The sequence below is a fragment of the Spiroplasma ixodetis genome, assembly GCF_059729505.1.
In genome coordinates, this window is sequence record NZ_AP038353.1 from 90,690 (window position 1) to 115,603 (window position 24,914).

Consider the following 24,914-nt stretch of genomic DNA (forward strand, 5'->3'; position numbering starts at 1 on the left):
TTTTAAACTAATAAGTTATTAAAATATAACATTAAATCTTTGATTTTACTTGGTGCCAGAACTGAAATATTAATGTTAAAAAACTATTTGAGTTATCATAATGATGAAAGTAAATTCAAAAATAAAGTTAGTTATTTTTTTCAAAAACATAAAATTTTTGATTTATATGATATTTGAAATAATGATCAATTTTTAAATTTACCTTTATATAAAAAAGGTTTACATCTTGATGTTGGTGCTACTAAAAAAACTTCAATACTAATTAAAAATAATAATGATTATTGTAAAATATTAAAAGAACGATTTTCATTAACAAATAATAATATTGGAAGTATTATTGATCAATATTTTTTTAATAATATTTGTTTATTACCTAGTTTTACTACGCAAGTAGCAAATCATAATCAAAATGATGTTTTAATTGGCGCTGCAATCTTATCATTACTTTATACTTTTTGTGATAAATATTAAGAAAATAAAAGCCTATCTAGGAAATTATCCCCACATGTATATAAATCAAACACAAAATTATAGTTTCAAAACTAGGTATCTTATTGAATTTATATGCAGCTTCTTTTGCATATAAATGAATATTATGTTTTGAAACTTTTATGTGTGTTCGAAAAGTTCGTCGGATGTGTTTTCATGCAGATTCAATCTGGTTTGTGTTTACACCTGTTGATGACACATACCCAACTTCATGATTTACGATTTCATGTTTGTGATAGAAGTTTTTGAAACTTCCATATCCCTTCCAAGAATCCGTAAACAAACAACACCCAGTAGAAATGTGTTTCAATGCAAATCATAAAAGGTTTTTCTCATCTGCTTTTTTCAATACTTTCACAATTAGTTTGTTGCTGGTTTTCTCATAAACTCCAACAATCAAGGTTTTATTCACCAAGGATCTTCCTTGTTTTTTAAAACCTACATTTGAAAGATACATTTCATCCATCTGTGCTGTGCCATCATCAATGAACCCTGCATCTTGATTCCAAATTCTAGTTCTGATTTCATGATTCATTCTTCAAGCTGTTTTATATGTCACACCCAATTCCCTTGCAACATCTGTTGATGGTATACCATGCTTTGTGTTTATTCATCTAAAGATGAAATAAAACTAAGATGGAAAAGATGTTTGTGACTTGTGAAAAATGGTGTCATGAAGAATACTAAATGTTTGATGACATTTCAAACATCTTATTCTTCTTAAATCAGAAACATTCAAACTAGAAGAAGCACACCTGATCATTTCATTACTTTCAACTTCGCTATATATTTCAAACAATCGTTTTCATTTTGAAATATGCTATTGAATTCATTTCAATTCATTTTTTCCTCCACACTAGTACATGCGGGGATAATTTCCAAATATTAATTTAAATAATTAATATTTTTTATTACATTTTATTTTTTTAGTTTAAATTTTTTGGTATTTGTGAATTATATATTGTTGTATTTGTTGATAAAGGCATTAAATTATTAATTTCATTAACATTCAATCTTGTTTCACTATTTGAACTTACATCTTGAGTTTCTAAATTATCATTATTATTTGTTAATTTAAGTAAATTTTGAAATTGTTCTTCAAGTTCTGTTTTAGATTGACTAATTAAATAAGTATTTTCAAACACTGATTTTTTGCAAAGATATCAATATCCATCTTTATCTCAAATTAAAACATCTTCTTTAGTATATTTTACTTCTTTTTTAGTACCATTTGGACCCCAAGGTAGTGATAATTCTCTGCTTTTGTTATCTTTATTAAGATTAACTATTTTTATTTTAGAATCGGGATTTGCTCAAGCTTCCCCCTTACTTATATTATTAATAACCGGAATATAAGTAGTTTTAATTTTTTTTGGTTAACAACTCAATGTTCACCAATAACTCCTGTAATAATATAATCACCGCGATGACAAGTTACTGTTACTTTTTCTAGTGTTTCAATTTCTAATGGGTTATTATCTTGATGTAATTGAAATTCATATTTTACAGTAGGATTTTTAATACAAAATGTAACATTTGAATTTTCTGTATTTTCTTTAAATAACATATTTTCTCCTTCATCTTTTTGTTTTTTGAATAAAGACTTTATTTTAAAAATAAACATATAGTAAATTTTAAATTTCAATATTTATCTTTATTTTTTTTAAAATAATTTAATAAAATTAAAAAAACTAATATAGATAAAAATATCTATATTAGTAATGAACATTTAATAAATTATTATTAATAATATCATTTTTTTATCTTTTTTAAAAATATTTTTGTAATTAAATTATTATATATAATTGTAAAATTATAAGTAAAAGTAGCAATATTATAAATTAAAATCATAATTTTATGATTTACTAACACCCAAACTAATACCTAATATAAGGTGTACTTATGTTATAATTACTATAGTATATTGTTGACTCTTCGTTAAAATTAAGTTTGAAAAAGGAGTACTAACTATGAAAATTGGAATTATTGGAGCATCAGGAAAATCAGGACTTGCCTTAACTAAAGAAGCTTTAAAACAGGGATATCAAGTTGTTGCCATTACTAGAAATCCTATTAAAATGCCAATTCTTAATAATGATAATCGATTGACCATTAAAAAAGCTGATCTTACTAATAAAAGTAGTATTAAAGCGGTTGTTAATCATGTTGATATTTTAATTAGTGCTTACGGCCCTACTATTGATAATCCCCAAAATATTCATCAGCAAGTTGCTAAAAACTTAATTACTATCATGCATGAATGTCAAAATATTAAAAGGTTATTAATTGTTGGTGGTGTTGGTAGTTTGTTAAATGATAAGAATGAAATATTAGTAGAAACAATTGCATTTCCTGAAGCATGAAAAGAGCATGCACAACAACAAGTTCAAGCATTAGTTACTTATCGTAGCATTGACATTAATTGAACATATTTTAGCCCTTCTTTATACTATGACCCAGAATTACCAACTTTAGGCAAATTTAAAATTGGTAACAATCACTTAATTGTTAATAAAGAAGGAAAAAGTGAAATTAGTTATGGTGATGCTGCATTTGCTATTATTAATCAGATTAAAGAACAAAAATTTATTAAAAAAAGGTTTTACAGCGGGTTATAATTAATATTTTGTTTGAAAGGATATTAGACAAATGTTAAAACTTACAAAAGAACAAATTTTACAAAAAACGATAACTTTAAATAATGGTGTCAAAATTCCTCAATTTGGATTAGGTACATATTTAATGGTTGATAGTAAATCTATTTATAATTCAGTAATTTGTGCTTTGCAAAATGGTTATCGTCATATTGATACTGCAGAATATTATAAAAAAGAGGAGATAATTGGTAATGCAATTAAAGATTTTTTAGCAGAAAATCCAGAAGTTAAAAGGGAAGATTTATTTATTACTTCTAAAATTTGAAATGACAATGATGAATATGAACTTACTAAAGATGCTTTGCGTGGTATCCTGACTCGTTTAAAACTAGATTATTTAGATTTATGTTTAATTCATTGACCAACTAAACAAAGTTTTGAATGTTGAAGAGCATTAGAAGAATTTTATGAATATGGTAAAGTTAGGGCAATTGGTGTTTCAAATTTTAATAGTTCACAATTGAAAGATTTTTTTAAAAAAATAAAAATAAAATCAGCAATTAATAAAATTGAAACACATTCTGGTTTTAATCAAAAAAACACAATAGATTTTTGTTACGAGAATAATATTGCTGTTACTTCATGAAGAACAATGCTAGGTGGTAGAGCAGATGAAATACCATTATTACAATAATTAGCAAATAAATACAAGGTTACTACTAGTCACATTGCTTTAAGATGAGTTTGACAATTGGGTCAAGTAGTTATTCCTAAATCAACTAATCCAGAGCGAATTATTAGTAATCCCGATATTGGGTTTTTTCAACTAACAGAAGAAGAGATGTTAAAAATTCAAAAATTACCAAAAACTGCTTTAGGGCCACAATCTAATGATAAAAAATTTTGAAAAAGAATTATGATGGATTAAATTTAAAAAGGGGGTTAAATAATTGTGATTTGAAATGATTCAACTAAGGAATTAGCAAAAAAATTAAATACTAATTTTGTTACAGGTTTAACTGAAGAAGCCGCAGCTCAATTGTTAATAGAAACAGGACCTAATCAATTACCAGTTACGAAAAAAAAACCAATTTGAAAAATAGTTTTAGCACATTTTATTGAACTATTTGTTTTAGTATTAATTGCATTAGCAATTATTGCTACTGTTATTGGTCAATGACAAGAAGCATTAGTTGTTTTTTTAATTGTAATTGTTGATGCTACTTTGGCTACTTATCAAGAAGTAAAAGCTGCAGCTTCTTTGGATCCTTTAAATAAATTAGTTTCTTCACAAGCAGTAGTAATTCGTAATGGTAATAAATACGATATTGATGCTAAAGATTTAGTGGTAGGTGATTTGGTTTATTTAGATGCAGGAATGTTTGTACCTGCTGATCTGCGTATTATTCAGTCTTATAATTTACGTACTAATGAATCACTTTTAACTGGTGAATCAACCTTAATTAGTAAAACTACTGAAGCATTAACTGAAGAAAAATTATCAATTAGTGAAAGAACTAATCTTGCTTTTATGTCTACTTCTATTGCTACAGGTAGTGGTCTTGGTTTAGTTTATGCAACAGCAAAAACTTCTGAAATTGGAAAAATAACTAAGTTATTACAAAAAGAAAAAGAACCTAAATCACCATTAACGCGACAAATGTCTTTTTTAATTAGAATAATTTCGGTTTTTGCTTTATTATTAGGTTTAGCTATGTTTTTATTACAATTTTTATTAATTAAAGTACCTGCTATTAATGCTTTAATTTTTGGAATTGCTTTAACAATAGCAGTAATACCTGAAGGTTTGCAAGTTATTGTTACCGTTTCATTATCACTGGGAAGTTCAAGAATGGCAAAAAAACATGCTATTGTTAAACATTTACCTGCTGTTGAAACATTAGGTCAAGTTGATATTATTTGTTCTGATAAAACCGGAACTTTAACACAAAATAAAATGACTGTTAAAAAATATTATTTAACAAAATCAGTTAATGATAGTAATGACTTTAAAAAGAAAACTAAGCAAGAACAATTATTTTTAGATTGTTTAGTATTATGTAATAATAGTGAAGTTAGTAAAAATAAAACTATTGGTGATCCAACGGAAGCAGCACTTATTAATTGATCAGAAACATTAAAGTTTCCAACAAAGGCACTTAGTGATAAACATACTCGAGTTCATGAAATACCTTTTGATTCCAATCGTAAATTAATGTCAACAATTAATGAATATGATAAAGAAACTTATGTTTTTGTTAAAGGTGCTGTTGATAATATGATTAATATTTGTACTCATGCGCTTATTAATAACGAAAGGGTAGTATTAACTGCACAAATTAAAAAAGAAATAATTGCAAGTATGGAAGAAATGTCAAATTCAGCATTACGTGTTTTGGGAGCAAGTTATAAAACTGTTAATAATACGAAAGATTATAGTAATATTAGTGAAATTGAAAGTAAATTAACTTTTTTAGGATTAGTTGGAATGATTGATCCACCAAGAAACGAAGTTAAAGATTCTTTAGTTAAAACTAAAAAAGCAGGTATTGATACAATTATGATTACTGGTGATCATTTAAATACTGCTGTTGCTATTGGTCAAGAATTAGGTTTGATTGAAAATAAAACACAAGCACTTAGTGGTAATACGATTGATGATATTCCAGAAGAATCATTTAATGCTAATATTAATCAATATCGAGTTTTTGCTCGTGTTTCTCCTGAACATAAAGTTAAGATTGTTAAAGCATTACAGAGTCATAATAAGATTGTTTCGATGACTGGTGATGGTGTTAATGATGCTCCTAGTTTAAAAGCGGCAGATATTGGAGTAGCGATGGGTATTACGGGAACCGATGTTGCTAAAGAATCTTCACAAATAGTATTAACTGATGATAATTTCGCTACTATTGTTGATGCTATTGAAGAAGGACGCAATATTTACAGTAAAATTAAAAGAATTGTTATTTTTATTTTAATTACTAATATGGCCCAAGTATTTTCAATTGTTATTGGTGCTATTTTTGGATGAAATGAATTATTGCAACCAATTCAAATTTTATGAATTAATTTAATTGTTGAATCTGTTATTGCAATTCCAATGTCAATGGGACCTAATAACCCTGATTTAATGCTTAGAATACCAACGAAACGGAATGATAGAATTCTTACTGGTAGTTGAGGATTTATTGGTATTGTTAGTATAATATTAAGTACCTTATTACTATTAGCTTTTCATTTTTTAACTCAAATTTTACGTGAAAATGATAGTGAAGGTTTTGTTTTTGTTATAATGACTAATGCTCCTGTTTTTTATGTATTTTCTTTTGTTTCAGGTGCTAATACAAGTATTTTTAATAAGATTACTTGAAAAAATAAATATATTTGAGTTGCGGCGATTAGTGCTTTTGCTATTAATACTTTTATTATTTTTACACCTGTTGTTAGCAATGCTTTTGGTATTGTTGCTGGTTTTCGGGCAGTTGATTGATTACTTTGTATTGCTTTATCAGCAATACCAATGTGATTATTAGAAGTGTATAAAGGAATTAGACTTTTAGTTAATAAATTAATTAAAAAAGAACAAAATAAAGTAAAAGTTAAATAATATAGAATGGAAAATTAATAATGATAATTATTCCGTATGAATTATTTAGTTATACACCAGATATGAGTTTAACTGCATTGCGTAAAGAACTACTAATGTATGATCATTGTTTAAATAAAAAAAATACAAATATGGCAATGCAACCATTTTTAGACTTGGAACGTAACTATTTTAATTTACTTTTATGTAAATGAGAATTAGAAATGAAAAAACGAAATAATTATGTTAATTCATTATTTAAATGTTATACTAAATACAATGATTTTGAATTTGTTGCAACTCCTGATTTTTTAATGAAAATTATCCCCGCATGTACTAGTGTGGAGGAAAAAATGAATTGAAATGAATTCAATAGCATATTTCAAAATGAAAACGATTGTTTGAAATATATAGCGAAGTTGAAAGTAATGAAATGTATCAGGTGTGCTTCTTCTAGTTTGAATGTTTCTGATTTGAGAAGAATAAGATGTTTGAAATGTCATCAAACATTTAGTATTCTTCATGACACCATTTTTCACAAGTCACAAACACCTTTGACATCTTGGTTTTATCTCATCTTTAGATGAATAAACACCAAACATGGAATTCCATCAACAGATGTTGCAAGGGAATTGGGTGTGACATATAAAACAGCTTGAAGAATGAATCATGAAATCAGAACTAGAATTTGGAATCAAGATGCAGGGTTCATTGATGATGGCACAGCACAGATGAATGAAATGTATCTTTCACATGTAGGTTTTAAAAAACAAGGAAGATCCTTGTTGAATAAAACCTTGATTGTTGGAGTTTATGAGAAAACCAGCAACAAACTAATTGTTAAAGTATTGAAAAAAGCAGATGAGAAAAACCTTTTATGATTTGCATTGAAACACATTTCTATTGGGTGTTGTCTATTTACGGATTCTTGGAAAGAATATGGAAGTTTCAAAAACTTCTATCACAAACATGAAATCGTAAATAATGAAGTTGGGTATGTGTCATCAACAGGTGTAAACACAAACCAGATTGAATCTGCATGAAAACACATCCGATGAACTTTTCGAACACACATAAAACTTTCAAAACACAATATTCATTTATATGCAAAAGAAACTGCATATAAATTCAATAAGATACCTAGTTTTGAAACTATAATTTTGTGTTTGATTTAGATACATGCGGGGATAATTTCCTAGATAGGCTTTTCTCAGCATTTATGTGATAAAATTTAAAAATAGTACATAAAGGGATAAAAGCCTTTTTTATTAACAGCATAATAGTTTTTGAAAAAAAATTTGATTTTATTTTATAATTTAATTATAAAACACTCTAATATAATGGAAATTTTATTTTTGAAATTAAACTAAATATGTTGTTTAATTTCTTCTATTTTAATTACCATTTTTAAACAATTAACCCATTTACTTTGGCATAAAAGTAATGGGTTAAAATTATATATTGGATAGCAACTATATGTTATTAAATTTTGTGTATTTTCAATAGACTTCTTTCATGTTTGATTTAAAATTTACATTAGTTAATAATTTTAATAGTTTTTGGTAAAGTGACAGATATTAAATTAGTCATTCCAACAAAATCAATTGAATTTCATTGAGCAGTAATTTTAACTTTGACTATCTTACTAGTAATTAATAAATCAATAGTAGTAATTCTATTAATACAATCTTCATCTATATCATATACATAATCAAGGTTTTTGATGACAATATCGCCATAACATATTTTTTGTACAGAATTATTGATGATTGAATCTAATGCATTTTCTATTTCTTCTTTTGTAACAGCATTTGGGTAAATAGCCTCAATTTGACTTGGACTATCAATATTAGTAATTTCGTTTAAATCAGTTCATCATTGTAATAAGCAATAACTAATTGTAATATTATTTTTTTTCTTTAAATTTGGCTCCATTTTTAGCAACAATTTTAATATTTAAATTTAAAGTTAAAAAATCATTTGGTTTAAAAATATCAATAAAGTATAAATCTTTAAAGTAAAAATATTTTTCCTAAATTTTTATATAAACATCATAGTCATCACTTGTAATAGTTTTTAAACCTGACATTGCTACTAATTTTGCTTGTAATTTATTTAAAAATTCAGATTTTATATTTTTTTAAATTTTAATGTACCTAAATTTATATTATTAGGAATTTTTGTTGAAATATCAATTTTTGTATCTTTTTTTGAGTCTGGTGTATCGCAAGCAACTACAGTTAATGGTATTGGTGTTGATATTGCTAAAATTGATAATAATTTTAATAAATTTTTCATTTTATTTTTCTCCTTTAAATTCATTTACCTTCATATAAATTATATAAAATAAAACTTAAATACCATTATATAATATTATTCACGGCAATAAATAAGAATGACAAAAAATTTCTAAAATAAGTGTAAAAATAATTAGTAGTTTTAATGATAAAAGTTATCAAAGTTCAATAATTATTGATATAACTAAACAAACAAATATTTCAGATATTTATATGCAAAATTATTTTGCAGAGAAAACTAAACCAGTAACATCAGATAAACAGCAGGCAATTGCAAATGTTACAGATAGTTTAAAGAAAATTCAAAAAAATGAATATCTTACTAAGTCAATTAGAAGGTATGTATAAAGAAAAAAATGATTTTAATCAAATGATAATGATTATACATTAAGATTTGATAAGAGTCCTTTAATGAAAGGTATTATTGAAGGTAGAAATGTATTAGCGCATCAATTAATTTTTATTAGTCCATATCAAAAAATTAGTTATTTTCCTTACTTAATTTCTACTATATATTTAGTTTTGTGATATCTTTATGAAATAGATTACTAAAAATTTATTTAGATAATAATTGGAAATTAGATATCTTTACCACTTTTAATTGTTTTAATATCTTTTTTTAACTGCTCTTTTAAAAATTTAATATCATTCTCACTATTTTTTACTTTTTTTAATGCTTCAATTTTAACTTTACTATCTTTTTTTAATGCTTGAATCTTATCATTTTTTTCAGATCTAATTAACAATTTGGCTCCAACTTTCTTTGTTAAAATGTGTAAACCCCTAAAATGGTTTTTTTAATAAAATTTTTTCATCTTCAATTAATTCTTGATTGCGAGAAGCAATAACAGTAGCTTGTAAACCACCATAAATATTAACTGCAGTTCTGCCCATATCAAATAAACCATCTAAAGCACCAATAATACCATAAACAGAATCATAATAGCTACCAAAACCAAGACCACCTAAATCACCAACTGTTACAGCAGCAGCAGTTCCTGGTACTCCCACAATTACTAATGAAGCAACTAATGTTACAATTAAGCCATTAATAAATAAAATAGCAATTGTTCAGTTGGGGAAATTACCAGGAAAGATAACACTAAATCATAAGAAAGATAAAATAATACCAGCTTGCACTCCAGCACAGCCACTTAAACCTATTGTTGTTGAAAGCGCCATTACTGTATCACTACCCTCTTCTTTCACTTTTAAATCTTCTTTTAAGGTATTCATAGCAATTGGTAAAGCGGCATTAGAAGACTGAGTTGTAAAACCAGCAATAATTGGTTTCTGTGCTTTTAATAATCAACGATAAGGATTAATACCAAATAAATATAATGATAATAAATGTCATAAGAAAGTAATAAGTAGTGCTAAATAAGCGACTCCAATAATAATGCCAATATTAGCAATTGCAACAATTGGTTAATTAATAATTGCTATTGCTAGCATACTCATAACAGCAAATGGCATAATTTTAATAAACATCATTAATATTGAAATAATAATTTTTCACATTGTTTCTAAAGTGCTGCTTGCTTTGTCCATTCGTTCTTCATTATGCTTAGTTAGTTTTTTAATTGCAAATCCAATTAAAGCACCAAGGACAATGATTGGAATAATTAATGTTTGAGTAAAAACACCAATTAAGCTGCTAGGAACGTAACTAATGATAATTTCGGGAATTGTTTTGGCAGTAGTTTTATCGTAACTACCACCATCAGTTAAATTAAAACCTTGGCCAATTTTAAAAGCAATTCCTAGTCCAAAGGCAATAGTAAAAGCAGTAGCCACATTTATTAATAAAATAGTAATACCAACTCCTGAAACTTTAGTTATTGTTTTTGAGTTACTATTTTTTTTACTAGTAATTCTAGCAATAGCTAAAAATACTAATGGAATAGTTAACGTAGTAATACCAATAATAAAAATAGTTTTTAATAATTCAATTCAGTGTACAATTTCTGCAACTTAGGGTATATAGTCAGGATTAGGTTTTATTGGTGTTCCAGGTAAGTTAGGATAAGTAATGTTATGACTATTAAAACCAGTAATAGCTTGGATAGTAATACCAAAAATTAGTCCTAATCTCATTCCAGTAAAAATACGAATTGGAAATTTAGGTTTAGTTTTTTTAATAAAAATAGAAAGTGCTAGGATAATACTAAAAAAGACAATTATCCCGATTAGACTTTGTCAGTGTGAAATACCAACAAAGTCTCTTAATAAGTTAATATTGTCATTACTAAGAGTTGTCATAGTTGCTACCTCATTCTTTTTATTTTTTATAGGTTATGACGATGTTACTTTTCTACTTGCTATATGAATAATATCACTAGTACGAGCAAAAAGAGGTGAATAAACTAAATATAAATTTTGTAAATCACGGATGTCCATTTTATTTCAAATGGCAGTAGCAAGAGCATTAATTCTTAATGTGGCATGATTATAGCCTGCCATTTGTGCTTCCAGTAATTGTAAATTTGTTTTATCATAAAATAGTTTCAAGTATAAAGGACGAGATTGTTTTAAGTATCTTGGTAGATCATAATCTTTAATATAAACACTACCAATTTTATTTTTATAAATCGTATCAAAACTACCAGTTTTTGTTATTTCTAAATTACCAACACGTAAAATACTTGATCCTAAAGTTCCTGGATATTTATGTTCTGGGTTTTTAATATTATCAGCAATAATACGTGCCATTTTATTAGCATTAGTTGCCAAGGGAACATATATTGATGATTTATCAAATTGACTATATATTTGTGCACAATCACCACCACTATACATATTTGAAAAATTTTTTGTAACATTTTCTTTAGAAGGAATTTGACAGAATTCGTTAATAATAATTGCTTTATTTTTATTTAATTCAATATTGCTATTTTGTAAAAAATTCGTATTTGGTTCAAAACCAACTGCTAGTATTACTAAGTCACAAGTTATTGTTTTTCCATTTTTTTTATCACTTACACTTCTTAAACGCAAATCATTAACATTATTATGAGTCATCATTAGTTCTTCAACTTGATAGTTTAGTAAAATAGTGGCATCTTTAGTAAAAACATTATAAACATTATGTGGCAAAATACCATGACTAAAAGGTGGCGGAATTTTTGGTTTGGCTCCTGTTGCAATAACTAAGGCATGATAAGATACAACTTTTGCTTTAGTTTTATCGTTTGTTGTTTTTTTGACATGAATTTCTTGTTTTGCTGTATCGACTTTAATAACATTTTGATTTAAATGAATTTTAATTTTATTTTTATTATTAGTTTTTTCTGAAAAATCTTTTTTTGTACGATCATTTAAAAGTTTTTTTATCTTTAAATTCATTAGCAATATAATAAGAAATACCACAAGCATCAAGTGAAATATAGTTTTTTTCTTGATAAACATGGATATCAAAATTTTTATCACTATTTTTTTCACTACGTAATAATTTACTAGCAACTCCCATCCCAGTCGCGTCAGCACCAATAATAATAACTTTAATTTTCATTTTTATCATCGCTCCACTCTCATTAATTATAATATTTTTTTAATAAAAATATCAATTAATAGTGTTTATCTTAAGTATTGATTCATTTTTGAACAAATTCTAAAGTAGTGTCACTAATACCTTTATCAGTTACTAAATTATATTCATTAACAACTGTGTGGTCTAAATCACCAATTAAAAAACTTTGACCGTGGTTAGCATCAAGGATATTGTATAATGAACTTTTTTTTGGTATTTCATATCGAATTTTTTCTTGAAATAATTCATTAGCATTAGTGTAGTTAATAAAGTGATCATTTTGACCATGAAGAAATAATATTGGCATATCAGGTATTAGTTTTAAATATTTAATTGGTTGTATTTCTTGTAAACCATCGACACCAAATGTTTTTTGTGCTTTTTTACGACTTAATTTCAGCATTAAATTAGTAGGTAAGAAAGCATAATTGTATAGTTTTTCACTATACGTACGATCTAAGCGACTAAATGTACAATCAGAAATAATGAATTTTACTTTTTGATTAATTTTATGTTTTGCATATAAATTGCTTCACATTACTACTGTTGCGCCACCTAATGAAAAACCATATAATCCTAAAGCAGTAGTTTCTTGTTTATATGTTTTACAACAGTATTCAATAATGTCTTGTAAATCTTGTGATTCTTTTAAACCAAAAGTTGTTGGTGATGCATCACTTTCACCATGGTTACGAGCATCATATCAAATAACGTTGTAGCCAGCACTTAAAAAAATGAAAGCTTGTTTAAATATTCAAAATTTTGTATTAGTTATTCCGTGTAATAAAATTATTGTTTTATTATTATTTTCATTTTTAAGGGGACTTTTTAAAAGATTACCGTATAATGTTAAATTGTCAATTGATGTTTTAATTGAAAAAGGAATTATATTTTCATGTTTTTCTAGGTATTCTCAATATGCAAAATACATTGGCCATTTTGCTAATTCAATTTTAACTTTCGGTTGAAATTGAGAATTATATTGCAAGCATGCTTTAAACATTTCAATTGAATTTATATTAACTTTTTGTCTTAATTTTATTCTATTAATACTACTTTGTTTCATTAGTTTTCCTCACATTTTAGGTCATACACTTTAATAGTCGATGTTATTTAATATTGTTGGTTTTGGTTTACAACGAATATATTTCTTGTATTTTTTATAAGGTATAAATTTAATATATTTGTATTTGCTAACTACGTGTTGTCCATTATTTTTACTATTTCGTCGTAAACAGGGTTTTACTTTTTTGATTTTAAAAGTACCAAAATTAGGAATAGTAATTACTCTACCTAGTTGGTTAATATTTTTAATTTCTTCAATTACACAATTAAAAACTATTTCAATATCTTGAATATTAAATTTAGTTTTATCTGATACTCTTGCAATTAATTCTTTTGCGTTCATAAAAATCAACCCTATCTGTTTGCTCATATCCTTCTAATATTATTTTATATTATTTTATTTATAAAATGTAATCTATAAATTTTTCGTACTTTGCTTATTAATAATTTTATATATAAAAAGCATTTTACATATTTAATTTGAATAATTTTAACATTAAAAATAATAAGAATCAAAGATAAAAATTTCTTTATTATATTCAATAGTATAAGTAAGTATATTCCTTAACTATAATTATAATTTCTATAAAATGTAATTACAAAAATAAAAAACCACTTGCTTTAGTTTTAAAGCAAGTGGTTTTTTATTTTTGAAAGAAAAGAAAGAGAGGTTTAAAATTATTCTAGAGATAGCGACAACAAATGTTTCAATAGGTGATATTGAAAATAAGATTAGAAAATTTAAAGAAAATTTAGAAATTTTTAAAAAAGAATTCACATTTTTCATAAATGAAAGTGTTGAGGAACAACGTAATTATAAACAAAGATATCAAGATATTTTATCAGAAGAAGAATTAGAAAATAGTAAATATGAAAAAGATTTATCTTATAAAGAAGATGATTTAAAAAACTTAAAAAGTAATATTGAAGATTTAACAAAAAGTAGGACTAATAATCAACTTAGAAATCAAACATTGGATGAAAAAATAGCAAAAGATCAAAAAGAATTAAAAAAAATAAGAAAAGAAATTAAAGCTTTGCAAAAAGATAAAGAAGAGTTTAAAGAAAAAAGCACAAAGATAGATAAAGATACTTTTCAAGAAACTCAAAAAAATATTGAAGATTTCCAAGCTACTATGAGAACAAAAATAAAATATGTTGAAGTAGTATCAGCTTTAATTGAAGTTAATTCAAGTGATGCAAACATACAAAAGCATTGAGATGCATTATGAATCGATTATAATAATAAAGTTAAAAATGCAAAAGAAAGAGTTCATATTTTAGAAACAGAAATTTCAAATTGAAAAAAAGAAATTTCAGAAAATGAAATTAGTATTAAAAGCCAAGAAAAAGAAATAATAGTATTAACGCAAGAACAATTAAAGTTAGAAATTGATATAAAAAAAATTAAAGATAAAATTGAAAAAAATATAAAAGAAATAAGGAATAAATTAAGTGAAATTAATAATAAAATGAATAGTTGTTTTACTGAAAATAAATTGAATATAACCAAAAAGAGTAATGATATTATTAATTTATTTAATGAATTTAAAACTTTTCATGAAAAAATAAAAGAAGATTTTAAGTTTATCATTATTACTAAATAATAAATCTGGTGAACTTTTAAAAAGTATAAAACAGTTTAATAACTATAAAGAAAGTAATGCTCAACAAGAATTACAACCATCAACTTCTAGTGATATCACTATTGATATCAATAATGAAAATAATGGTAAATGCAAATTATTTGATTTTGAAGAATTAAAATTAGAATCAGGATCAATAGTAAAAATGACTCTTAATTATTATAATTTTTTACAAGAATATAAAGGTCCATATTCTTATCTAATTTTTATTAAAGATGATAGTTTAAATGAAGGTAAGAATCAAAAAATAGCAAAAAATCTTTATTTTAATCCATTACTATTATTTGAAGATTGTAATGAAGAAGAACAAATGATTTTTAAAAAATTACAAAATAAAATGGCAAAAAACAGTAAAAAGAATTTTCTTTTTAATGAAAACAAAAAATTTGCTTTATTATGTACTAATGAAAATGATAGTTCGCAAAATCTTTTGTTTTTAATTGATTTTACAACATTAATTAAAATTCCTAAAAAGTTTATTCCATTAATGTATGATTATCAAAAAAAATATAATTTAAATCAAAAAATATGTAAAAAAATAGTTAATAATTTTGAACAAAAAAATAAAAAAGATTATAAATTTATGTTTATAAAAGTTAGAGTACAAAATAATAATATTAAAAATTATATTAAAAATTTAGATTTATTATATGAAAAAATTTATCAACAAAAAGATCAATTACAAGAGTTAAAACATTTATTTTTTGAATTTAATGAATTTCTTGATTTAAATAAAAAACAGCAAAATATAAAAATAAGTGATTATGAATCTCAACAAACTAGTGAATGTCTTAAAGAAAATGATTTTGTATATAAAATGGTAAAAAAAATATCTAATATTTTAGATATAACATTAAATTCAATAAATTCAGATTGTTTGATATGAAATTCTAATAATGTATTACAAATAGCAGATGTTGAATCAATAAACCAAGAAGTATCAGTTGGTCTAGTACTTTCTGAACAAAAGATAGCATTTACAAATAATATATAATCAAAAGTTTTAAACTTATAAATAATGCATATTTTCCAGATAATTTAATTATCTGGAATTTAAAATTAATAAGGAAAGAAATTTAATAAGGAAATTATCCCCACATGTACTAGTGTGGAGGAAAAAATGAATTGAAATGAATTCAATAGCATATTTCAAAATGAAAACGATTGTTTGAAATATATAGCGAAGTTGAAAGTAATGAAATGTACCAGGTGTGCTTCTTCTAGTTTGAATGTTTCTGATTTGAGAAGAATAAGATGTTTGAAATATCATCAAACATTTATTATTCTTCATGACACCATTTTTCACAAGTCACAAACACCTTTGACATCTTGGTTTTATCTCATCTTTAGATGAATAAACACAAAGCATGGTATACTATCAATAGATGTTGCAAGGGAATTGGGTGTGACATATAAAACAGTTTGAAAAATGGTGTCATGAAATCATAACTAGAATTTGGAATAAAGATGCAGGGTTCATTGATGATGGCACAGCACAGATGGATGAAATTTATCTTTCACATGTAGGTTTTAAAAAACAAGGATCTTCCTTGTTGAATAAAACCTTGATTGTTGGAGTTTATGATAAAACCAGCAACAAAATAATTGTGAAAGTATTGAAAAAAGCAGATGAGAAAAATCTTTTATGATTTGCATTGAAACACATTTCTACTGGGTGTTGTCTATTTACGGATTATTGGAAGGGATATGGAAGTTTCAAAAACTTCTATCACAAACATGAAATCGTAAATCATGAAGTTGGGTATGTGTCATCAACAGGTGTAAACACAAACCAGATTGAATCTGCATGAAAACACATCCGATGAACTTTCCGAACACACATAAAAGTTTTAAAACATAATATTCATTTATATGCAAATGAAGCTGCATATAAATTCAATAAGATACCTAGTTTTGAAACTATAATTTTGTGTTTGATTTAGATACATGTGGGGATAATTTCCTAGATAGGCTTTTATCTCCATTTATGTGATAAAATTTAAAAATAGTACATAAAGGGATAAAAGCCTTTAAAATATTTTGCTGATGATAAAAAATATCGTGATGTTTGTAATACTTTTATTGAAGATTTAATAGGTACTAGTACAGTTTGTAGAACATATCAAAAATTTGAATTACCAAAAGCAAATATCCCTAAAATATTATTGCAACCAAATCAAACTTTATATATAAAGTTTGATGATGGTCATAGAAAATTTAAGTTTAATGAAAAACAGAATACTAAAAATTGTAAAAAATGTTCTATGAGATTAATAATATTTTGTACTGGTAAAAAGAAAAATGGAAGATTAATTAATAAAAGAGCAGTATGCAAAATAAGAGTATCAAAAACAGAAATTGGTGCTGAAAAAACTGCCAAATTAATTGAAAAATATGGTAATTTATATTTTGAAAATTTTGACCAAGCAAATTTATTAGTTTGTGGAGATAGTGCAAAATGAATTAAAACTTCTGCTACAATTTTAAATGCTAAATTTATTTTAGATAAATTCCATGCTTTTCATGTTTTATTTCTTGGTATAATGTCAGGAAGAAAAAAATCAAATTGCTAAATTACACTATCAAAACGCAATGAATTTATTTGAAAAGGGGGTGAGTAAAGTTAATGGTTATAATTTAATTTTCTTTAAATAAAAGACAAAATAAATTATTAATTGTTACTTAAATTATAACTCTATTTAGGGTTAATGTCAAGTCTTAATATAAATTTTATTAACTTTTATAAAACAAAAATTCCTAACTATTTAGGTTTAGATTTATTAATTTTTAAAATATTAAAGTAAAAGATTTAATTTATTAATTCTTGCTGAATTAATTATAAGAATATTATTAATTACTTTATCATTAAAAATCTTAGCACCATATCCTTTTAAAGATTTAACTAAATGTGATACATCACTTTCAGCAAAAACTCCTTGATTTCAATTTTCTTTTTGATTTATAACACCATCTTTATTATTTTTAAAATATTTATATATTTGCTCATCAACTTTATTTTCTTTTAAAAAATCTAATAATTGATAATATTCACCATTAACAAATAAATCATATGCATTTGTTAATTTTTTATTATCTACTTTTCTATTTTTAAGTGATTTAAATGCATGATGTCTATCAATTACATAAGGAATATTTTCTTTTTTAGCAGTAGTTTTAATTCAAGGTGCACCATTACCAATAAATACTAAACTAATTTTACTATAAATATATTGTAAATCAAGAAATTCATAAATTTTATCAATTAATTATTGTCTTTTAATTCTTTGACCATTTTTAGTTTTCATATAAGTAATTTTTTTATCTTTTAAAACATTTCTACTTTTAGTAGATTTTTCTAAATCTTTACCTTTATTTGCACTAATTGTAAGAATACGATTTTTTTGTTTTTTATTATTAAATAATGAAGATATAAAACAATCATCCATATTTATAAATAATTTTTCAGTTGGTAATAATACTTTTTTCTCTTTTATTTCTTCAACATTTATTATTGCATTTTTCATTACATTATTAATATATGTTTTTGAAAAATCACTATTTTTGATAGTATCTTGTACATCAGATTGTCTTTTACCATTACCTGAATTTTTTATTATTGTATGTTCTAAACTTGTAAGTGTTCTTTTTCTTTTTTTAATTTTTATATAATCATCTAAAGGATAATAATATTCATTAGTTTCTAATATTAAATAACATCTACGATAAAAATCATTTACTTTACCATATTTAGTATTTGGACTTCTTGGAGCAGTTTTAACATACTTATGTTTACTTTTATCATATATATTTTGATATCAAAAATCATCATATCCTTGTCATATATTTGTTACATAATTAATACCATTATTTTTAATTGTAATATCAAGTTCATCATAATTAAGTTCATTAATAAGAAAATTCATAATAATAATCTCCTTCTTAATTTATGATTTGATTATAATAACTTTATAAAAAAAGTATTGAAATATTATAAATGTAAAATGATATAATTACATAAAGTGAATATGTTAAATAACATATATAAAAGTGACCTATTAATATAATAAAATTTAATAAAGGGAGATTAAAAGTATGAGTAATTTTACTTTTGATAAAAAAGAGAATTATAGTTTAGATGATGTTGAAAGTTTACTAAAACAACATAGAAATGTAGTATATGCTGAAAGTAAAAAAGATATTGAACCTAAATTAAGTGAATATGAAACAAAAATAAAAGAATATGAAGCAAAAGTAAATGAATATCAAGAAAAAGAATTATTTAATGGTTTAAATGATAAACAAATTAAAATTGCTAAATCATTATTAAATGATTATAAAGATATTTCAAAAACTGAAGCATTAGAAAAAATTAAACAAGAATATATAGAGATTTTTAATAATAAATCTAATATTTCAAATACAGAAATAATAAAAAAAGAAGTAGAAAAACCTAAAGAAGAAATAAAATATTTTAATACTTTAGATTTATTAAATTTAGATAATATTTGTAATACAAATCAAAAAGTTAATTTAGATACTAAAGCAAAAACTAAATGTTTAATAGATAAAAATGAAATATTAGAATATACAAAAAAAGCATTCTCTGATATTCCTAAGTAAGGAGAATAAATATGGCTTTGCCACAAATACCAAAGGATTTAATTACTGGTGGAAATTCTGACAGTGAAAAAGCAATTTTAAGTGTAATTGAAGCACAAGTTCGTGGTGTATTAAATAATGAAAATACAACAATGTATTTTAGAACAAGTGCAGTTGCTCAACAAATTGAAACTTTAAATGGTGTAGGAATGGCAATTTATAGAATTGCTGAACGTATTGTTTGAGGTAGTGATTATGACCCTGTAACTGGTATTACAAGACAATGAACAAGTGCAAAAACAACAACAGTAATACTTGACCAAAAATTAACTATTAATTGAGCAGTTGAATATTTTGATATGGAAAGATTTTTATCAAGTGACCCAAATGTAAGACCAACATTATTAGCAGAATGAAGTTCAAGTATGATAAAAGGTTATTTATATTGTTTAGAAGCAATATTTTAACTGGTATTAAAGATTATTGTATTTCAAAATCACAAGTATTACCTATTAATTTATTAAATTTAAATCAAGATACTGCATATTAAGCATTTTATACAATAGGAGAAAGAAATAATAGATTAATTCAAAAAATAACTAATACTGAAGTTGGAGTTAATTCAACAGATATATTAGCAGGTATTGGATTTAATAGTTATTTACAATTTACTAAAGTATTTCAAAAATTAAATTATAGTTCAATTGCTGCTGATACTATTACAACAGGTAAATTATATAAAGATAGTATTTTTGGTACTGATTTATTTAAAAGTTTTTATTTAGAACAAGAATTTAAACATGGTACTGAAACAGGATTACATTTACAAAAAACATTTGATTTAAGAAAAATGTTAGCAGGATTTATTCATAAAAATGCAGTAGCAATGACAAGTTCATTTCAAAGTATTAGACAAATGCTTGATAATAATACTGGTAATTTAAAATGAATTGGTAAAGCATTATATGCTCTTCCAACAATGATTAGAGGTCATTTACAATATATTATTCAAGCTAATATGCCTACAGTAGCAGAAATAACAGAAGCACAAAATAAAGAATATACAAAAGATACATCAGAACAAAAAACAAATGCTACTTATAAATTAGCAGATTTTGATGATACAAAAATTGATTTAGAAAATTTAATTTTTTATTTAGATTTAGGAAAAATTACTATTGCAGGAACAAAACCAACAACTCCTGAATTAGATAATGCAGTTAATAAAAAAATATAGGTTATACAATAGGACATGCTGATTATAGTAATATTACTGAAACTAATGCTACAATGACTGCTAAAGTTAATGATAATTTATATATAGGTTCTATAACATTAAAATATGAAAAAAATGGTAGTAGATTAAAATTAATAAAAGAAGAAAATAATATTAATTTAGAAAATCAAAAATTATTAGAAAAAATAACAAATTTAAAAAAAGAAAATGAAAAATTACAAAATAAAAAAGAAATTAAAGAAGAAGTAAAAAAAGAAATTATAAATGATATTAAATCTACAACAATAGTAATTCCTAAAAAAGACATTAAAACTAAACCAGAAATAATCAAAAATAATCAGTTAAAAGAACCAGAAATTAAAAAAGAAAAAGAGAATAAATAATTATGGAATATATTTATAATTATGTAAATAATAAAACAAAAATTATTATTAATTCACCAAATCCAAAAGATATAACTGATAGTAATGATTTAAGAGCAATTTTATTAGATGAATATCCTAATTTAAGAAATTATTATTTTGTATTAAGTAATGTTCATGCAAATACAGCATTATTAGTTGGAGATAATATTAATTGTAAATGTAGAGTATTAATTGAAATAAAACAAAAATCTAATCAATTATTAAAAGGAGAAAATAATAATGCCAAATGTTGAGAATACACAATTGAATAATTATACATTAATAAAATTAATAAGAACCGGAATAAGTTCTTTATCATCAATGATTGGTACAAGTGCTTATTATGGGCAATTAATAGGTAATCCAGTATTAGGAAGTATTAATGCTTTATTATTTAGTAAAAAATTAGGAATTGATATTTGAAATTTAAATCAAATGCCTAGTACTAAAACTAAATTATTAAATAGTTCTAAAAAAATATTATTAGGATTAGGAACAATTGGTTTAGCAAATTATAGTAAATTTACTGAAAAAATCAATCCTATTACTCCAAATACAACAACTACAGAAACTCCACCATGACCAACAGAATCATTAATATTATTTGAAAATTTAAATGATAATTATAATAATTTAATGGATTGAGATACATATTTATCTTTAAATAGTTATGGTATTGCTAATTTAATTGCAGGATTTACTGAATTAATACCTAATAGATTTGAAAATGTTACAAAAATTGCCAATATGATTACTGGCGGAGCATTAATAAGTAGTGGAGTTGCTATGGGAATAAATAATGATTTTAATAATGCTTATGCTATTCCGACAATAGTAGCAGGAGCAACTGAAATTATTCATAATTTATTACCTACGGAAACTAATCATATTAATACTGAAATGCAAGAAACTACATTTAGTAATGAACATGCTAATTTAATTAATAATACTGAACAAGAATATGAAAGACAAAGACAAAATTATGGTTCAAATGAAAGTATTGATAATTTAAGTATGGGTAGTAGTAATATTATTTTTGATTCTAATAATCCTTATAAATAAACTATAGTACCTATTAACAGATTATAATGTTACCTTTAATTATTGAATTTATTTATTATGCTTTAGCAAGTAATTATATTAAATTAGCATTAATAAATATTTTAAGAACTTATTATAAAAATCAATCATTAAAAGCAATATTTGAAAGTGAAAATGTTAGTGAAAAAGAAATACATCAACCTTATTCATTTGCAAATCCAAATATACTTAAAAAATTAATAAGTGTATTAAAACCAACTGAATTATCATTATTACAAAATGAAATTAATAAATTTAAAAATCCAATAAATAGTATTAAAAAATCAATTATACCAACAGAAATTAAAACTGTTAAAAATTATGTAAATAAAGTTGATAATTTATTTAAAGAAAACGAAGAAGAAATTCCAGAAAATGCATGAGAAGTATTATCAAGTTCATGATTTAAAATAGTAAAATTTACTATTGATAATAAAAATTCAAAAATTGGAACATTAACAGCATTATTTCAAAGTGATAATTATAAAAGACAAATATGATATGGTCCTTATACTTATCCAGCATTTCCAAAAGAAATATGAATATTAATGACACAAGCTAAAGGTAAAAATGGTAGTGGTTCAGGAACAATATTTTGAAAATTTTGAAATAGAAAATGATTACCAATTCAATTAAGAAAATATGTTAAAAGTGAATTAGCAAAAATAGGTAAATATTATGGTTCACAAGATACTAAAGTAATTTATCCAAATAATATTAATGTACAAAAAACTATGAATTTTATTAATAGATTAGAAAAAGGTTTTTTTAAATTAAAAGAATATAAAACTTTATCTAAAAATGAAATAGGAAGTAATCAATGAAGATATGAAAGAAAGCAATTATTAAAAAATTCTTTACATACAAATAAATATATAAAAATTAAAAGAAATTCTAATTTTTATAAAACATGAAAGTAGGTGATTATATGGATATAGAGTTAACAAAACCAATTAAACCAATTGGTATATGAAATACTATTAATCCAATATCAAAAGATAATAAAGAATATAAAAGATTAAATAAAATTTGATTTAATAAAAATAGTACTCATATTGATAAAATTAAAATTTTAATATCAAATATTTTAAAAATAACTAGTCATATTATTGGTTTATTAATAACTATATTTTTTACTAGTACACCTTGATTAATACCTAAAATACCAATAGAAATGGGAATTGGAAGTTATATAAGTCAATATAATTTTACTTGACCTGACCATTTAATATTAACTTTATTTCCTATGTTTGGTCATATTGGATTAAATCTTATAACTAAATTAGGTAATTATGGAAAATTAATTAAATATGTATTAATAACTATACCCATTATTATTACAAGTCCATATTTAATATATCAATATAAACAAATTAAAAAACATAAAAAAGAATGTCAATTATGTAAACAACATTCAAATAAAATACAATTAGAGGAATAAAAAATGAATTTATCAAAAGAATTAATATCCGCAGTATTAAGTGGAGCATTAGCGAGTGGAGTAATAGTTACTATTGTTTTACTTTTATTATCAAAATTTATTAAAAAATCAAAACAATCAAATTTAGCAAAAGAATTAAAAAGAGATAAAGAAATTGAATTTATTATTGAAAATATTAAACAAATAAATTCTCAATTACAATTAGAAACAACATCAGTTGCTAAATTACTTGATAGTTTTAATGTTGATAAAGAACAAGTAGATAATTTTGTATTAGCACAAAAATCTAAAAATAAAGAACTTAGTGAAAAAGATAAGAAAAAAGCAACTAAATTTAAAATTTAAAGGGTTTAAATACCCTTTATTTTACATTAAGGAGTAAATTATTATGGCTATTAAAGACCCATTAATGTTTATAACAATACAAGAATTTAAATCTTGAAATGGTTTTAATAAATTAGAATTTGATGAAATAACAACACCAGATAGTGAAATATTTAAAGCAATTTCAATAGCAAGTAATAATATTGATTATTTAAGTGGTTTTACTATTTCACCTAAATGACCAGAAATTACATCTACAGATTTTACTGATGAAATACAAACTGCAACTGCATATTATGTTAATTTTTTATTAACAAAAGATGTTAATTATTTAAGAGGACAAGCAAGTATTAGTCAAGGTGGTATTACTTATAGTGAAAATAATCCAGATGACCCTTATTTTATTGTTCCAGAAGTATTTATTTTTTTAAGAAAAATTAAACATTATTTAACATTTAAAGGATTTTCTTTACCAGTAGCACCTTATAAATCTAATACTTTTATGGGTAATGGTGATAATGAAAATATACTTGAATAATATGTAAATAGTAAACTTTTAAATTCAAGTGACCCAAGAGTTGAAATTAAAAAAATACATCAAAAAAATATTAACGGAG

Annotated in this window: 36 protein-coding genes and 1 pseudogene; 21 read left to right on the plus strand and 16 right to left on the minus strand. The window is 23.9% G+C overall.

The window, feature by feature from the left end:
• Positions 1-39: 39 nt before the first annotated feature.
• On the plus strand, positions 40-471 hold the full coding sequence (locus AC6I4F_RS00570; RefSeq protein ID WP_497874803.1) for a hypothetical protein: 432 nt from the start codon (positions 40-42) through the stop codon (positions 469-471).
• A gap of 16 nt (positions 472-487) precedes the next feature.
• On the opposite strand, the gene AC6I4F_RS00575 is transcribed toward AC6I4F_RS00570, so the two are convergent.
• The 5 genes from AC6I4F_RS00575 to AC6I4F_RS00595 all read right to left on the minus strand — a co-directional run bounded on the left by AC6I4F_RS00575 (position 488) and on the right by AC6I4F_RS00595 (position 2,056).
• On the minus strand, positions 488-1,048 hold the full coding sequence (locus AC6I4F_RS00575) for an IS1595 family transposase (protein WP_497873896.1): 561 nt from the start codon (positions 1,046-1,048) through the stop codon (positions 488-490).
• Between the two features lie 72 nt (positions 1,049-1,120).
• Entirely contained in the window at positions 1,121-1,288 is a 168-nt protein-coding gene (locus AC6I4F_RS00580; RefSeq protein WP_497873529.1) for a hypothetical protein, read from the minus strand.
• Positions 1,210-1,371: a hypothetical protein gene (locus AC6I4F_RS00585; protein WP_497873897.1), complete on the minus strand. Its 162-nt coding sequence runs from the start codon at positions 1,369-1,371 to the stop codon at positions 1,210-1,212. Before AC6I4F_RS00585 ends, AC6I4F_RS00580 begins: the two co-directional genes overlap by 79 nt.
• Before the next feature lie 44 nt (positions 1,372-1,415).
• The gene (locus AC6I4F_RS00590; protein WP_497873898.1) at positions 1,416-1,634 is read right to left on the minus strand and encodes a hypothetical protein; all 219 of its coding nucleotides are present in this window, start codon (positions 1,632-1,634) and stop codon (positions 1,416-1,418) included.
• Positions 1,635-1,819: 185 nt separating this feature from the next.
• Positions 1,820-2,056: a hypothetical protein gene (locus AC6I4F_RS00595; RefSeq protein WP_497873899.1), complete on the minus strand. Its 237-nt coding sequence runs from the start codon at positions 2,054-2,056 to the stop codon at positions 1,820-1,822.
• Between the two features lie 403 nt (positions 2,057-2,459).
• Between AC6I4F_RS00595 and AC6I4F_RS00600 the strand changes: the two genes are divergently transcribed.
• The 5 genes from AC6I4F_RS00600 to AC6I4F_RS00620 are packed head-to-tail and all read left to right on the plus strand — an operon-like array spanning position 2,460 to position 7,850.
• Complete coding sequence (locus tag AC6I4F_RS00600) at positions 2,460-3,107, plus strand: NAD(P)-dependent oxidoreductase (RefSeq protein WP_497873900.1); 648 nt, start codon at positions 2,460-2,462, stop codon at positions 3,105-3,107.
• Positions 3,108-3,138: 31 nt separating this feature from the next.
• On the plus strand, positions 3,139-3,780 hold the full coding sequence (locus AC6I4F_RS00605) for an aldo/keto reductase (protein WP_497873901.1): 642 nt from the start codon (positions 3,139-3,141) through the stop codon (positions 3,778-3,780).
• Between the two features lie 57 nt (positions 3,781-3,837).
• Positions 3,838-4,014 (plus strand): hypothetical protein, encoded by a 177-nt coding sequence (locus AC6I4F_RS00610; RefSeq protein ID WP_497873902.1) that lies wholly within the window; start codon positions 3,838-3,840, stop codon positions 4,012-4,014.
• A gap of 24 nt (positions 4,015-4,038) precedes the next feature.
• The gene (locus AC6I4F_RS00615) at positions 4,039-6,696 is read left to right on the plus strand and encodes a cation-translocating P-type ATPase (protein WP_497873903.1); all 2,658 of its coding nucleotides are present in this window, start codon (positions 4,039-4,041) and stop codon (positions 6,694-6,696) included.
• A gap of 20 nt (positions 6,697-6,716) precedes the next feature.
• Positions 6,717-7,850: an IS1595 family transposase gene (locus tag AC6I4F_RS00620; RefSeq protein WP_497873904.1), complete on the plus strand. Its 1,134-nt coding sequence runs from the start codon at positions 6,717-6,719 to the stop codon at positions 7,848-7,850.
• Here AC6I4F_RS00620 and AC6I4F_RS00625 read toward each other — a convergent pair.
• The 10 genes and pseudogenes from AC6I4F_RS00625 to AC6I4F_RS00670 all read right to left on the minus strand — a co-directional run bounded on the left by AC6I4F_RS00625 (position 7,828) and on the right by AC6I4F_RS00670 (position 13,909).
• Entirely contained in the window at positions 7,828-7,953 is a 126-nt protein-coding gene (locus AC6I4F_RS00625) for a hypothetical protein (protein ID WP_497873905.1), read from the minus strand. The genes AC6I4F_RS00620 and AC6I4F_RS00625 overlap by 23 nt on opposite strands.
• Positions 7,954-8,211: 258 nt before the next feature.
• Complete coding sequence (locus tag AC6I4F_RS00630; RefSeq protein ID WP_497873906.1) at positions 8,212-8,610, minus strand: hypothetical protein; 399 nt, start codon at positions 8,608-8,610, stop codon at positions 8,212-8,214.
• Positions 8,611-8,805: 195 nt separating this feature from the next.
• Positions 8,806-8,973, minus strand: coding sequence for a hypothetical protein (locus AC6I4F_RS00635; protein WP_497873907.1), 168 nt, complete (start codon positions 8,971-8,973; stop codon positions 8,806-8,808).
• A 577-nt stretch (positions 8,974-9,550) separates the two neighbouring features.
• Positions 9,551-9,718 (minus strand): hypothetical protein, encoded by a 168-nt coding sequence (locus AC6I4F_RS00640; RefSeq protein ID WP_497873908.1) that lies wholly within the window; start codon positions 9,716-9,718, stop codon positions 9,551-9,553.
• A gap of 37 nt (positions 9,719-9,755) precedes the next feature.
• Positions 9,756-10,937, minus strand: a pseudogene (locus AC6I4F_RS00645) (cation:dicarboxylate symporter family transporter).
• A gap of 9 nt (positions 10,938-10,946) precedes the next feature.
• A complete protein-coding gene (locus AC6I4F_RS00650; protein ID WP_497873909.1) occupies positions 10,947-11,234 on the minus strand; it encodes a hypothetical protein in 288 nt (95 codons plus the stop codon).
• A gap of 33 nt (positions 11,235-11,267) precedes the next feature.
• Positions 11,268-12,317: an FAD-dependent oxidoreductase gene (locus AC6I4F_RS00655; RefSeq protein WP_497873910.1), complete on the minus strand. Its 1,050-nt coding sequence runs from the start codon at positions 12,315-12,317 to the stop codon at positions 11,268-11,270.
• On the minus strand, positions 12,253-12,483 hold the full coding sequence (locus tag AC6I4F_RS00660) for a hypothetical protein (protein ID WP_497873911.1): 231 nt from the start codon (positions 12,481-12,483) through the stop codon (positions 12,253-12,255). The genes AC6I4F_RS00655 and AC6I4F_RS00660 overlap by 65 nt, the downstream gene beginning before the upstream one ends.
• Positions 12,484-12,553: 70 nt before the next feature.
• Positions 12,554-13,567 carry an alpha/beta hydrolase gene (locus AC6I4F_RS00665; protein WP_497873912.1) on the minus strand — a complete coding sequence of 338 codons (1,014 nt, stop codon included), beginning with the start codon at positions 13,565-13,567 and terminating at the stop codon, positions 12,554-12,556.
• A gap of 30 nt (positions 13,568-13,597) precedes the next feature.
• Complete coding sequence (locus tag AC6I4F_RS00670; protein WP_497873913.1) at positions 13,598-13,909, minus strand: HU family DNA-binding protein; 312 nt, start codon at positions 13,907-13,909, stop codon at positions 13,598-13,600.
• Positions 13,910-14,216: 307 nt separating this feature from the next.
• On the opposite strand from AC6I4F_RS00670, the gene AC6I4F_RS00675 reads away from it, so the two are divergent.
• From AC6I4F_RS00675 to AC6I4F_RS00695, 5 genes are all read left to right on the plus strand, one after another.
• Complete coding sequence (locus AC6I4F_RS00675) at positions 14,217-15,173, plus strand: hypothetical protein (RefSeq protein ID WP_497873914.1); 957 nt, start codon at positions 14,217-14,219, stop codon at positions 15,171-15,173.
• Between the two features lie 184 nt (positions 15,174-15,357).
• On the plus strand, positions 15,358-16,206 hold the full coding sequence (locus AC6I4F_RS00680) for a hypothetical protein (RefSeq protein ID WP_497873915.1): 849 nt from the start codon (positions 15,358-15,360) through the stop codon (positions 16,204-16,206).
• A gap of 126 nt (positions 16,207-16,332) precedes the next feature.
• Positions 16,333-16,665, plus strand: coding sequence for a hypothetical protein (locus AC6I4F_RS00685; RefSeq protein WP_497873916.1), 333 nt, complete (start codon positions 16,333-16,335; stop codon positions 16,663-16,665).
• Complete coding sequence (locus AC6I4F_RS00690) at positions 16,598-17,155, plus strand: IS1595 family transposase (RefSeq protein WP_497873917.1); 558 nt, start codon at positions 16,598-16,600, stop codon at positions 17,153-17,155. Before AC6I4F_RS00685 ends, AC6I4F_RS00690 begins: the two co-directional genes overlap by 68 nt.
• Before the next feature lie 222 nt (positions 17,156-17,377).
• On the plus strand, positions 17,378-17,785 hold the full coding sequence (locus AC6I4F_RS00695) for a UPF0236 family transposase-like protein (RefSeq protein WP_497873918.1): 408 nt from the start codon (positions 17,378-17,380) through the stop codon (positions 17,783-17,785).
• A gap of 693 nt (positions 17,786-18,478) precedes the next feature.
• On the opposite strand, the gene AC6I4F_RS00700 is transcribed toward AC6I4F_RS00695, so the two are convergent.
• Entirely contained in the window at positions 18,479-19,135 is a 657-nt protein-coding gene (locus AC6I4F_RS00700) for a UPF0236 family transposase-like protein (RefSeq protein WP_497873919.1), read from the minus strand.
• 169 nt (positions 19,136-19,304) lie between these two features.
• Between AC6I4F_RS00700 and AC6I4F_RS00705 the strand changes: the two genes are divergently transcribed.
• The 10 genes from AC6I4F_RS00705 to AC6I4F_RS00750 all read left to right on the plus strand — a co-directional run bounded on the left by AC6I4F_RS00705 (position 19,305) and on the right by AC6I4F_RS00750 (position 24,835).
• Positions 19,305-19,832, plus strand: a complete 528-nt coding sequence (locus AC6I4F_RS00705) for a hypothetical protein (protein WP_497873920.1) — start codon at positions 19,305-19,307, stop codon at positions 19,830-19,832.
• Between the two features lie 11 nt (positions 19,833-19,843).
• Positions 19,844-20,278, plus strand: a complete 435-nt coding sequence (locus AC6I4F_RS00710) for a hypothetical protein (protein ID WP_497873921.1) — start codon at positions 19,844-19,846, stop codon at positions 20,276-20,278.
• 383 nt (positions 20,279-20,661) lie between these two features.
• On the plus strand, positions 20,662-21,048 hold the full coding sequence (locus AC6I4F_RS00715; RefSeq protein WP_497873922.1) for a hypothetical protein: 387 nt from the start codon (positions 20,662-20,664) through the stop codon (positions 21,046-21,048).
• A gap of 53 nt (positions 21,049-21,101) precedes the next feature.
• Positions 21,102-21,431 (plus strand): hypothetical protein, encoded by a 330-nt coding sequence (locus AC6I4F_RS00720; RefSeq protein WP_497873923.1) that lies wholly within the window; start codon positions 21,102-21,104, stop codon positions 21,429-21,431.
• A 2-nt stretch (positions 21,432-21,433) separates the two neighbouring features.
• Positions 21,434-21,724: a hypothetical protein gene (locus tag AC6I4F_RS00725; RefSeq protein ID WP_497873924.1), complete on the plus strand. Its 291-nt coding sequence runs from the start codon at positions 21,434-21,436 to the stop codon at positions 21,722-21,724.
• Complete coding sequence (locus AC6I4F_RS00730) at positions 21,693-22,514, plus strand: hypothetical protein (RefSeq protein ID WP_497873925.1); 822 nt, start codon at positions 21,693-21,695, stop codon at positions 22,512-22,514. Before AC6I4F_RS00725 ends, AC6I4F_RS00730 begins: the two co-directional genes overlap by 32 nt.
• Positions 22,515-22,540: 26 nt before the next feature.
• On the plus strand, positions 22,541-23,452 hold the full coding sequence (locus AC6I4F_RS00735) for a hypothetical protein (RefSeq protein WP_497873926.1): 912 nt from the start codon (positions 22,541-22,543) through the stop codon (positions 23,450-23,452).
• 8 nt (positions 23,453-23,460) lie between these two features.
• Complete coding sequence (locus tag AC6I4F_RS00740) at positions 23,461-23,973, plus strand: hypothetical protein (RefSeq protein ID WP_497873927.1); 513 nt, start codon at positions 23,461-23,463, stop codon at positions 23,971-23,973.
• Between the two features lie 3 nt (positions 23,974-23,976).
• Complete coding sequence (locus tag AC6I4F_RS00745; RefSeq protein WP_497873928.1) at positions 23,977-24,318, plus strand: hypothetical protein; 342 nt, start codon at positions 23,977-23,979, stop codon at positions 24,316-24,318.
• Between the two features lie 43 nt (positions 24,319-24,361).
• On the plus strand, positions 24,362-24,835 hold the full coding sequence (locus tag AC6I4F_RS00750) for a hypothetical protein (protein WP_497873929.1): 474 nt from the start codon (positions 24,362-24,364) through the stop codon (positions 24,833-24,835).
• Positions 24,836-24,914 lie beyond the last annotated feature (79 nt).